This is a genomic window from Streptomyces sp. NPDC057654 (assembly GCF_042800135.1).
Lineage (GTDB): Bacteria > Actinomycetota > Actinomycetes > Streptomycetales > Streptomycetaceae > Streptomyces.
This window is the reverse complement of record NZ_JBHVHQ010000213.1, coordinates 1-11,125: the sequence shown is the minus strand read 5'-3', so window position 1 is coordinate 11,125 and position 11,125 is coordinate 1. Positions and strand designations below refer to the sequence as shown.

5 protein-coding genes and 1 pseudogene are annotated in these 11,125 nt (G+C 71.8%); 4 read left to right on the top strand and 2 right to left on the bottom strand.

Annotation, left to right across the window (positions count from 1 at the left end; genetic code table 11):
* The 3 genes from ACFU99_RS18050 to ACFU99_RS18040 form a co-directional block, all read left to right on the top strand.
* Positions 1–3,166: S8 family serine peptidase (locus tag ACFU99_RS18050; RefSeq protein ID WP_384392701.1), on the top strand; the 3,166-nt coding region annotated here is incomplete at its 5' end.
* Positions 3,167–4,064: 898 nt separating this feature from the next.
* Positions 4,065–5,231, top strand: coding sequence for a protein phosphatase 2C domain-containing protein (locus tag ACFU99_RS18045; RefSeq protein WP_384392698.1), 1,167 nt, complete (start codon positions 4,065–4,067; stop codon positions 5,229–5,231).
* 85 nt (positions 5,232–5,316) lie between these two features.
* Positions 5,317–7,059, top strand: coding sequence for a pyruvate dehydrogenase (locus tag ACFU99_RS18040; RefSeq protein WP_384392695.1), 1,743 nt, complete (start codon positions 5,317–5,319; stop codon positions 7,057–7,059).
* Positions 7,060–7,066: 7 nt separating this feature from the next.
* On the opposite strand, the gene ACFU99_RS18035 is transcribed toward ACFU99_RS18040, so the two are convergent.
* A complete protein-coding gene (locus ACFU99_RS18035; RefSeq protein ID WP_384392692.1) occupies positions 7,067–10,204 on the bottom strand; it encodes an alpha-mannosidase in 3,138 nt (1,045 codons plus the stop codon).
* A 300-nt stretch (positions 10,205–10,504) separates the two neighbouring features.
* Between ACFU99_RS18035 and ACFU99_RS18030 the strand changes: the two genes are divergently transcribed.
* Positions 10,505–10,897, top strand: coding sequence for an ATP-binding protein (locus ACFU99_RS18030; protein WP_384392689.1), 393 nt, complete (start codon positions 10,505–10,507; stop codon positions 10,895–10,897).
* Positions 10,898–10,933: 36 nt separating this feature from the next.
* Here the strand turns inward: ACFU99_RS18030 and ACFU99_RS18025 are convergent.
* Positions 10,934–11,125 (bottom strand): annotated as a pseudogene (locus ACFU99_RS18025) (hypothetical protein); the annotation flags it as partial.

The window sequence follows — 11,125 nt, the reverse complement described above, 5'->3', positions numbered from 1 at the left end:
GCCCGACGCGCAGGGCCGCCAACCACTCGTACGCACCCGGCAGTTGGGCAAGGACCTCTACGTCTACCCGGAGTCCGCGACCGCGGCGCTCGCCGCGAAGCGGGTCGACGAGGAACTGTTCAACGTCACCGGCCTGATCCGGCAGGGCTACGACGACGCCCGCACCGGCGACCTGCCGCTCATCGCCACCTATGGGCCCTCCGTGAACGTCGCCCGCAGCGCGCCCGCCGCGCCGCGCGGAACGCGGCGCGGACTGCTGCTCCCGGCGGTGGACGGCGTCGCGCTCAAGGCCGACAAGAAGCAGGCGGGACGGCTGTGGCAGGACGTGGCCGGCCGCCGCTCCCTGTCCGCCTCGGGCTCCGGGCTGAAGAAACTGTGGCTGGACCGGAAGGTCGGCACCACCCTCGACCGGTCGACGAAGCAGATCAACGCGGACCAGGCGTGGGCGGCCGGGTACGACGGCAAGGGCGCGAAGGTCGCCGTCCTGGACACCGGCGTCGACGCCGGCCACCCGGACCTCAAGAACCGCGTCGCCGACTCCCGCAACTTCACCGACTCGCCCTCCACCGACGACCTCCAAGGACACGGCACGCACACCGCTTCCACCGTCGGCGGCTCGGGCGCGGCCAGCGGCGGCAAGAAGAAGGGCGTCGCCCCGGGGTCGGACCTGCTCATCGGCAAGGTCCTCGACGACAGCGGCTCCGGCGCGAGTTCGTGGATCATCGCGGGCATGCAGTGGGCCGTCGACCAGAAGGCCGACGTCGTCTCCATGAGCCTCGGCTCCCCGGAGCCCAGCGACTGCACCGACCCCATGAGCGAGGCCGCGGCGCGGCTCGCGCACGGCGACAAGACGCTCTTCGTCGTCGCCGCGGGCAACACCGGACCGGCCAAGCCGTCGGTCACGTCGCCCGGCTGCGTACCGGACGTCCTCACCGTGGGCGCGGTCGACCGCGACGACACCACCGCGTCGTTCTCCAGCCGCGGCCCGGTGCTCACCACGCACACCCTCAAGCCGGAGATCGCCGCGCCCGGCGTCGGCATCTCCGCCGCCGCGGCCGGGGGGCGCGGTGTGTACGCGTACCAGACGTTGTCCGGCACCTCGATGGCCACCCCGCACGTCGCGGGCGCCGCCGCCATCGTCCGGCAGGCGCACCCCGACTGGACGGCGCAGCAGGTCAAGGCCGCGCTGATCAGCTCCGCGCAGACCGGCGGCAAGGTCGGCGGCGCGGACGAGACCGGCGGCGGGCGGCTCGACGCGGGCCTGGCGTACCGGCAGAAGGTGCTCGGCGCGCCCGCCGTGCAGGGCGGCGACTTCAGCTGGCCGCAGGACGCCACGGACCGTACGAGCGTGAACGTGCCGTACACCAACACCACCGGATCCGACGTCAAGTTGACGCTCTCCGTGGACGGCGTCCACGGCAACGACGGCTCCGCCGTCAGCTCCGGGGTGGCGCGGCTCGACAAGCGGCAGATCACCGTTCCGGCGGCCGGCACGGTGCGGGTGCCGCTGCGGCTCGACCCCAGCGCACACCTGACGCACGCTCAGTACGGCGACGTCTCGGGCCGAATCCTCGCCAAGGGCAAGGGAGTTAGGGTCTCCGTCCCCTTCACGCTCTACGTCCAGCCGCAGACGGTCACGCTCCGGGTCAAACTCATCGACCGGGACGGCGCGCCGGCGCGGGGAGCTTCCTCGCTCGACGTCGTCAGCACCGACGCCAGCACGGGGGAGCAGCGGGTCAACGACGGGGCCAAGGAGCAGATGTTCCAGGTGCGGCCGGGGAACTACCTGCTGAGCAGCTTCGTGACCAGCGGAGAGGGCGACGGCGGCGCTTCCGCCGACTCCGTCAGTTACCTGTCCCACCCGCAGTTGTCCCTGAAGAAGGACACCACGGTCGTCCTCGACGCCCGCACGGCGCACCGGCTCAGCGTGCGCACCGACCGGAAGACGGAGGTACGGCGCACCGTGCTGTCGTACGGGCGCTGGTGGGACGGCACTTGGGCGATGTCCGGCTCGCTCAGCGCGCCCGCCGACGTCAGACACGTCTACGCGTCCGTGGTCGGCAAGGCCACGGATGGCGGGTACGAGTTCAGCAGCGGCTGGCGCGCGTACGGCTCCGACGCCAAGGGTCCGTACGTCTACAACCTCTCGTACCCGGAGCGCGGGCCCATCGGCTCCGACCGCACGTACCGGGCGCGGGACAAGAAGCTCGCCGCCGTCACCGCGCGCTGGAACGCGGTCGGCAAGGCCGCCGACTACACCGACATCGTGTCGCTGCGGCCCACGTGGAACCCCGCCGCCACCGTCGGCATCGGCGTCTTCGACCAGGTCCACGCGCCCAGCACCCGCACGGAGTTCTACACGCCGGGCGGCGGCAGCTGGCAGCACCAGGCGCAGACCACGTTCCCCTTCGCGGCCGTACTCCAGGACCAGGACCGTACGTACAAGGCCGGTCAGCGGCGCAGCGAGGAGTGGTACCGCGGCGTGCTGCGGCCGGACGCCGCGCGCGACGCGCAGGGCAAGCGGCTGCTCGTCGCGGAGCGGCAGGGCGCCCGGATGGGCGTCCAGCCCGCGTTCTGGAACGACGGTTCCGGCGACCACTGGTCGTACGGCGGATCGTTCGGCGACATCGGCAACATGACGCTGCGCCGGAACGGCACGACCATCGGCGAGAGCCCGTACCCGTACGGCGTCTTCGACGTCCCGGACGGCGACGCCGCGTACGAACTCCAGCTGAACACCCAGAAGTTGGCCAGCTCCGACCGCAACTGGGCGCGCTCCACGGAAACCACCACCACGTGGAACTTCCGCTCCCACCGCGAACCCGACGTCTACTCCCGAGGGCTGCCGATGCTCTTCCCCTCCTACGACCTCCCGGTCGACGGCCTCAACACCCTCCCGGACGCCGACGGCCAGCACATCGTCCTGTCGGCCAACGGTCACGCCGGGTACGAGCCGGGTGCGGTCACCAAGGCGTCGCTGTCGTACTCGTACGACGCGGGCAAGACATGGACGGCGTCCAAGGTGACCCAGAAGAAGGGCACTTGGACAGCGGTGGTCAACCACGGAGGAGCCTCCGGCAAGCAGGTGACCCTGAAGGTCTCCCTGACGGACGCGAAGGGCAACGCGGTGACCCAGACGGTGACCCGCGCCTACGACGTGGGGTGAACACGAGCGGGGTCCGGCGCTCGATCGGCCGGGCCCCGCCCTCCTCTTGCGGAGGCACTGTTCCCGTATGCCCCGGACTGTGGACAATAAGGGCATGAACCAGCAGGGGGAGCAGCAAGACGGCAACGCCGACGACTGGTGGACCCAGTTGTACGACGAATCCCACCCCGACACGAACTCCTCCAGAACGGCCTCGCCCCCGCCATCGGCTCCGCCGTCCGATGCGCCGCCAGAGGAGGGCACGTCGTTCGCATGGTGGTCGTCGGGGACGACGGCCGGCGCCCCGACCTTCGACCCCAAGGACCCTGAGCGGCCACCCGACCCGGCCGGCTCGCCGGATCCGCCTGGCGGCTGGGACGCGGAGACACCCTCGAACCGTCCCGGTCCGCCCCATCTCCCTGGCGGGTGGGCCCCGTCCGGCGCCATGGATGCTCCCGGCTCGCCGGACCTGTGGGATGACTCGGGCGTAGACGCGTCCTCGGGCCACCCGGATTCGCCGACCGCGCTGGGGGCCGCCGATCTCGCGGCGCTGTCTGACCCCGCAGGGAGGCCGGACCTGCCGTGGTCCCCGGCTGTCGCCGGTCCGCCGGATGTGCCTGGGGTGCCGGATGTGGCGAGGCCGCCTCATCTTCCTGAGGGACCGGACCTGCCGGGCGCTGTGGACGTCGGCGGTCCGAGGGACCTGCCCGGGGCTCCGGCCACCGCCGGTCCGCCGGATCTGCCCGGTGCGCCGGATATGCCGGGGCCGCCTCATCTTCCGTACGGACCGGAGGTGCCTGGTGCCGTGGATGCCGGCGGGCCACCGGACCTCCCGGGGGCCCCGGCTGTTGCCGGTCCGCCGGATCTGCCCGGTGCGCCGAACGTACCGGGGCCGCCCCACCTTCCGTACGGACCGGACATGCCCGGTGTCGTGAACGTTGCCGGTCCGCCGAATCTCCCCTACGCCCCGGACGTACCGGGGCCGCCCCACCTCCCCGGTTTCGCGGACATCACCAGTCCGCCCCGTACCTCCGGCCGGCCGGATCTGTCCGGTGCCCCGGACACGGCAGAGGCGTCCGGCCTCCCCGAAACCGGCTCGCCGGACCTGCCGCCGGTCCCCGATGCCGGGGAGGCGCCCCACTTCCCCTCCGCCGACCCGCCGACGACTCCCGGAGTCGGCTTCGTAGGGGATCGGCCGCCGACCTACGAAGCCGAGCCGACCGCGCTCCCCGAGGCTGATCCCGCCGATCTGGGCGGCCTGGTGCCGGATACGGTGCTGGAGGGGGCGCGGTGTGGGGCGGCAACGGTGCGGGCGGTGTCGTTGCGGGGGGATTCGGCGCGGTATCGGGGGGAGGCGCGGCGGGACGCGTTGCTCATCGCTCGGTTCGGGAGCGGGGAGGACGGGCTCGTGCTGGTGGCCGTGGCCAGTGGGGCGCGGGCCGCGCCGGACGCGCACCGTGCCGCCCGCGACGCCTGCGAGTGGATCGGCGGGGCCATCGGGCGCAGCCAAGAGCGCCTGGTCGACGACATTCGCGCTGGTCACCGCAGTGCGCTTGAGTCCGGACTGCACCGGCTCACCGACCGTTCGTACGGGCGGCTCCGTGCCCGCGCCCACGAACTGGGGCGCCCTCCGGCCGAGTACTCCGCCGCCCTCCGCTGCCTCCTCCTGCCCGCCGACCCGAAGTGCGGCACACGCGTCTTCTTCGGCGTCGGCGACGGCGGTCTCTTCCAGCTCCGCGGCGGAGCCTGGCAGGACCTGGAGCAGGCCGACGCGGGGCAGGGAAGCGGTGGTGACCGCATCACCGTCGACCTTGGGGTCGTGGGGGCGGGCCCCGGCCCCGCCGAACCCTTCCGTTTCCAGCTCTGCTCCGGCCTCCCCGGCGACGCCCTCCTCCTCTGTACCCCCGGCCTCGCCGACCCGCTCCGCGGCGAGCCCGCGTTCGGCGAGCGGCTCGCCGAACGCTGGTCGACGGGGGACGGGCCCGGCGCCCGGCCGCCCGGCCTCGCGGCGTTCCTGGCCGACGCCCAGCTTCGCGTGAAGGGCTACGCCGACGACCGCACCGCGTGCGTCGTCTGGGAGGCATAGCGGCGCGATCCATGGGTTGATGGACGGTGGCTCCCGCACAACCGGAGCGGGAGCGACCGGCAGCACCCGAAGGGACGAGCGCGCAATGGCGAAGCAGACCGTGGCGGAGCAGACCGTGGACATCCTGGTCAGGGCCGGGGTGCAGCGGCTCTACGGTGTCGTCGGCGACAGTCTCAACCCCATCGTGGACGCCATCCGCCGTAACGCCGCCATCGACTGGATCCAGGTCCGCCACGAGGAAGTGGCCGCCTTCGCGGCCGGAGCCGAGGCCCAGCTCACCGGAAAGCTGGCGGCCTGCGCCGGTTCCTGCGGCCCCGGCAACCTCCACCTCATCAACGGCCTGTACGACGCGCACCGCTCCATGGCCCCCGTCCTCGCCATCGCCTCCCACATCCCGAGCAGCGAGATCGGCACCGGCTTCTTCCAGGAGACCCACCCCGACCAGCTGTTCCGCGAGTGCAGCCATTACAGCGAGCTGATCTCCAACCCGCAGCAGATGCCGCGCGTCCTCCAGACCGGCATCCAGAACGCCATCGGCCAGGGCGGCGTCAGCGTCATCTCGCTCCCCGGCGACATCGCCGGCGAGCAGGCCCCGGAGCGCTCCATCGAGCACGCCATCGTCACCGCGCGCCCCTCCGTACGGCCCGGAGACGCCGAGATCGAGGCGCTCGCCCGCATGGTGGACGACGCCGACCGCGTCACCCTGTTCTGCGGCAGCGGCACGGCGGGCGCGCACGACGAGGTGATGGAGTTCGCGGAGCGGGTGAAGTCCCCGGTGGGGCACGCGCTGCGCGGCAAGGAGTGGATCCAGTACGACAACCCGTACGACGTCGGCATGAGCGGTCTGCTCGGCTACGGCGCCGCGTACGAGGCCACGCACGAGTGCGACCTGCTGATCCTGCTGGGCACCGACTTCCCGTACAACGCCTTCCTCCCGAACGACGTGAAGATCGTCCAGGTCGATGTGCGCCCCGAGCACCTCGGCCGCCGCTCCAAGCTCGACCTCGCCGTCTGGGGCGACGTACGCGAGACGCTGCGCTGCCTGACGCCGAAGGTGCGGGCCAAGCCGAGCCGCAAGTTCCTCGACAAGATGCTCAAGAAGCACGCCGACGCGCTCGAAGGCGTCGTCAAGGCGTACACCCGCAAGGTCGACAAGCACGTGCCGATCCACCCGGAGTACGTCGCCTCGATCCTGGACGAGGAGGCCGCCGACGACGCCGTGTTCACCGTCGACACGGGCATGAACAATGTGTGGGCGGCCCGCTACCTCACCCCCAATGGCCGCCGCAGGGTGATCGGTTCGTTCACCCACGGCTCGATGGCAAACGCCCTGCCGCAGGCGATCGGCGCGCAGTTCATCGACCGCGACCGGCAGGTCGTCTCGATGTCGGGCGACGGCGGATTCACCATGCTGATGGGCGACTTCCTCACGCTCGTCCAGTACGACCTGCCGGTGAAGGTGGTCCTCTTCAACAACTCCGCCTTGGGCATGGTCGAGTTGGAGATGCTGGTCGGCGGTCTCCCGTCGTACGGCACGACCAACCACAACCCCGACTTCGCGGCCATCGCGCGGGCGGCGGGCGCGTACGGCGTGCGCGTCGAGAAGCCCAAGCAGGTACGGGGCGCACTGCGCGACGCCTTCGCCCACAAGGGCCCGGCGCTCGTGGACATCGTCACCGACCCGAACGCCCTCTCCATCCCGCCGAAGATCAGCGCCGAGATGGTCAGCGGCTTCGCGCTGTCCGCCGGAAAGATCGTGCTGGACGGCGGAGTGGGCCGGATGCTTCAGATGGCCCGCTCCAACCTCCGCAACGTGCCCCGCCCCTGACGGACCATCATCGCCTATGCGGGCTCAGACGTAGCGTCAGGATCTGGAACGGCCGCAGCGACACCGCGATCCCCTCCGGCCCCGCCCCGGCCGGTTGCAGCGGCCGTTCCAGCAGGTCCGTCACCTCCGCCCGCGCGACCGGGAACCCGGCGCGCAGCATCCCCTCGGCCCGCCCGCCCCGCGACTCGTACAGCCGCACCACCACATCCCCGCCGCGGTCCTCCGCCGCCTTCACCGACTCGACGGTGATCGCCGGATCGCTCACCGAGACCAGTGGCGGGCGTGCGGGCGCGGCCGTTACCCGCAGCGGCAGGTTGAGCGCGAGCCCCTCGGCGACCGCGTCGCCCACCGCCGCCCCCGGCAGCAGCGCGTACGCAAAGCGGTGCGTGCCCTGGTCGGTCTCGGGGTCCGGGCTGTGCGGGGCGCGCAGCAGGGTGAGCCGTACGGTCGTGCCGAGCCCGCGCTCGTGCGGGGTCCGCGTCACGTCGTGCCCGTACGTCGAGTCGTTGAGCAGCGCGACGCCGTAGCCGGCCTCGGCGAGCCGCAGCCAGCGGTGCGCGCAGATCTCGAAACGGGCCGCGTCCCAGCTGGTGTTGGCGTGCGTCGGCCGGTGCACATGCCCGAACTGGATCTCGGCCGCGCTCCGTTCGGCATGCACGTCGAGCGGGAAGGCGGCCTTGAGCACCTTCTCCGACTCGTGCCAGTCGGCGTCCGTGACGACGTCGAGCCGCTTCGCCCCCGCGTCCAGGCGCAGCGTCTGCTCGACGCGCGACGCCCCGAAGGCGCGTACGACCGTGACCTCGGCGCGCAGCGGGCCGGACGCCGTCAGCTCGACGGACACCGCGTCGGTGAGGTCGGTGTGCTTGCGCCGGTAGTGCCGGTCGATGTCCCAGGCGTCGTACTGGTTGGGGTGGTCGGGGTGCAGTTGCAGCAGGTTGCCGCGCCCGCCGGGGGCCAGCGCCTCGCGCCCCGCGGCCAGGTCCCGTACGGACGTGATCAGGCCGTCGCGGCGGTCGACGGTGACACGCAGCAGGCCGTTGTCGAGCACGTACGAACCGTCCTCGGCGGTCCCGTTCACCGTCTCCGCCGTGTCGCTTCCCTCCAGGGGCGCGACCCCGAGCGCCGGGGCGAAGGAGCTCAACGCCACGCTGCCGTCGGGTAGTTGCTGGGTACGGGCGTCGGGCGGCAGTGTCCGGGCGGTGTCGGGGTCGAGGGAGACGACGTCGCGCCGCTCGTACGGCGAGGCGTTGAGCACGGCGAGCCCGGCTGGCTCGCCGTTCTCGCTGTCGCCCCCGCCCAGCGCCCGTACCGCCTCCGCCGTGATCTCCGCCAGCTCCGCGGCCACCCGCGCGTATGTGTCGCGCGCCTCGCGGTGCACCCAGGCGATGGAGGAGCCGGGCAGGATGTCGTGGAACTGGTGCAGCAGCACCGTCTTCCAGATCCGGTCCAGCGCGTCGTACGGATAGACGTATGACGGGTCGTCAAGAGATGCCGCCATCGCCCACAACTCGGCTTCCCGCAGCAGGTGTTCCGACCTCCGGTTGCCCTGCTTCGTCTTCGCCTGCGTCGTGTACGTGCCCCGGTGGAACTCCAGGTACAGCTCGCCCGACCAGACGGGCGCCTGGGCCCCGTACTCCTCCTCCGCCGCCGCGAAGAAGGCCGCCGGCCGTTCGATCTCGACGCGCGGCGACCCCTCCAGCGACCGCAGCCGCCGGGCCCGCTCCAGCATTTCGCGGGTCGGGCCGCCGCCCCCGTCGCCCCAGCCGAACGGCACGAGCGAGCGCGTGGCACGGCCCTTCTCGGCGAAATTGCGCTCGGCATGGGCGAGCTCCGCGCCGCTGAACTGGGAGTTGTACGTGTCCACCGGAGGGAAATGCGTGAAAACGCGGGTGCCGTCGATGCCCTCCCACCAGAAGGTGTGGTGCGGCATTCGGTTCGACTGGTTCCAGGAGAGTTTCTGGGTGAGGAACCAACGGATTCCGGCCAACTTGGCGAGCTGCGGGAATGCGGCCGTATAGCCGAAGGAGTCGGGCAGCCACACCTCTTCCGTTTCCACCCCCAGCTCCTCCAGGAAGAAGCGTTTCCCGTGCACCAGTTGACGGGCCAGTGCCTCGCCGCCCGGCATATTCGCGTCGGACTCGACCCACATCGATCCGACCGGCTCCCAATTCCCCTCCTGCACCGCCCGCTTGATGCGCTCCCAAATGTGCGGCTGATTCTCCTTCACCCACGCGTACTGCTGCGCCTGCGAACACGCGAAGACCAGTTCCGGATATTCGTCGGCGAGCTCCGTGACATTGGCGAAGGTACGGGACGCCTTGCGCACGGTCTCGCGCAGCGGCCACAGCCACGCCGAGTCGATGTGCGCGTGGCCCGTCGCCGAGACGCGGTGCGCGCTCGGATGCGCGGGCCGGGCGAGCACCTCGGCCAGCGCGGCCCGGCCCGCCGCCGCGGTCCCCGCGACGTCGTGCAGGTCCAGCGCGTCCAGCAGATCCTCCAGGGCGCGCAGGATCTCGTGGCGCCGCGACCGGCCGTCGGGCAGCTCCCGCATCAGTTCGACGAGCACGTCGATGTCGAGGAGGAGGTGCCACACGTTCTCGTCGAGTACGGCCAGATCCGCCGAGGCGAAGCGGTACAGCGGCCTGTCGCCCGAGGTCAGGACGTCGCCGAGGTCGGTCGGGGTGAAGCCGTGGCGCAGTACGGCCGGGTTGGCGGCGGCCTCCAGGAGGAGGTGGACGGGCTCGCCCCCGGCGGCGCGGGCGGCGACGGCCACGTGCCGGTTGCGGGGGTGGACGCCCTTGATGGGCACGCCGCACGCGTCGTAGACCAGTCCCTCGGCCTGGAACCCCGGGCCGTCGCAGGAGAAACCGGGGTCGACGACCGCCTCGACGCGCCGCCCCGCCCACGCGTCGGGCACCGCGCCGTCCAGCCGGAACCAGCTCGTCGACCAGGGCCGCCCCCAGGCCGTGCCGGTCGCGAAGGGCTCGTACGACGCCTTCAGCGCCTCCTGTACGGGCACGGGCTCGCCGGGGGCGTGCCAGACGGTGAGCGCCAGCGGGGTCCGCTCCGCGTACTGCGCGGGCCGGATGAACTGGCTGAGCGCCCGTTCCAGGCGCCCTTCCACCAGTGGTCGGTCGTTGTGCATCACGGCTCCTAGGCGTCGGTCACCGCATTCATGGTCATGGCATCAATTCCCGCTCGGGCTATGGCGCACCCGTACCGGCCGCCCATATCGGCATGTTGACGGCTCAACAGGAGTCGGGCACGGTGACGCGGGGCATGCATTCCCGTGAACGTGTTCGATGCCGGACTGTCGAGGGAGCGGTCGGGGCGGGGAGGAATGAAGAGGCGTATTTCAGGTTGGGCAGGCGCGGGGAGCCGGCATTGCGGTGTGGGTTCCCACCATGCCTCCGAACCCGTGGAGGGGGACATTCAGCCGTATCTCATGAGGCGGCTCCGACGCGCCGATCTGTCGGCGGTCGCCGACGTCCGCCGGTCGCTGCGGGAAATGCTGCGGGAGTGGGGGGTGCCGGGACAGGCCGATATCGCGGAACTGCTGACGAGTGAACTCGTCGCGAACGCACTGGTGCACACCGATGACGGCGCGGTGGTCACGGCCGCGATCGCCGAGGGCCCGGACGGATTTCTGAAGGGCCGACTCCGGGTGGAGGTGCGGGACTTCATCGCACGGCGCCCTACGCTGCGCGGCGCGGCCCACGCGGACGACACGTCGGGGCGGGGTCTGCAACTGGTGCACACCCTCTCGGACGCCTGGGGGGTGCGGGCGCACGGCGTGGGGAAGGCCGTGTGGTTCGAACTGAACGGCGGACCGGCCTGATGCCGGGATGTCCGGTCCGCCGCGGACCACCGCGGCTCAGCCGAACTGCCGCTCGATCTCCTTGAGTTTCTCCTCAAGGGAGTCGAGCCGCGGAATCGTCTGAGTGTCGTCCTCGGCGGTGAGGTCGATCGGCTCGGGGCCGGTCACGGCCTGGAGCGAGGGGCGTGAGCGCACGGGGAACTGTTCCGGCTCCGGTATCGCGGGCTCCGAGCCGATCTGCGGGGGCTC

Coding starts and splice junctions, on each gene's coding strand:
- ACFU99_RS18045 (WP_384392698.1), top strand. CDS start 4,065: ATGCCCGGTGTCGTGAACGTTGCCGGTCCGCCGAATCTCCCCTACGCC.
- ACFU99_RS18040 (WP_384392695.1), top strand. CDS start 5,317: ATGGCGAAGCAGACCGTGGCGGAGCAGACCGTGGACATCCTGGTCAGG.
- ACFU99_RS18035 (WP_384392692.1), bottom strand. CDS start 10,204: ATGCACAACGACCGACCACTGGTGGAAGGGCGCCTGGAACGGGCGCTC.
- ACFU99_RS18030 (WP_384392689.1), top strand. CDS start 10,505: ATGAGGCGGCTCCGACGCGCCGATCTGTCGGCGGTCGCCGACGTCCGC.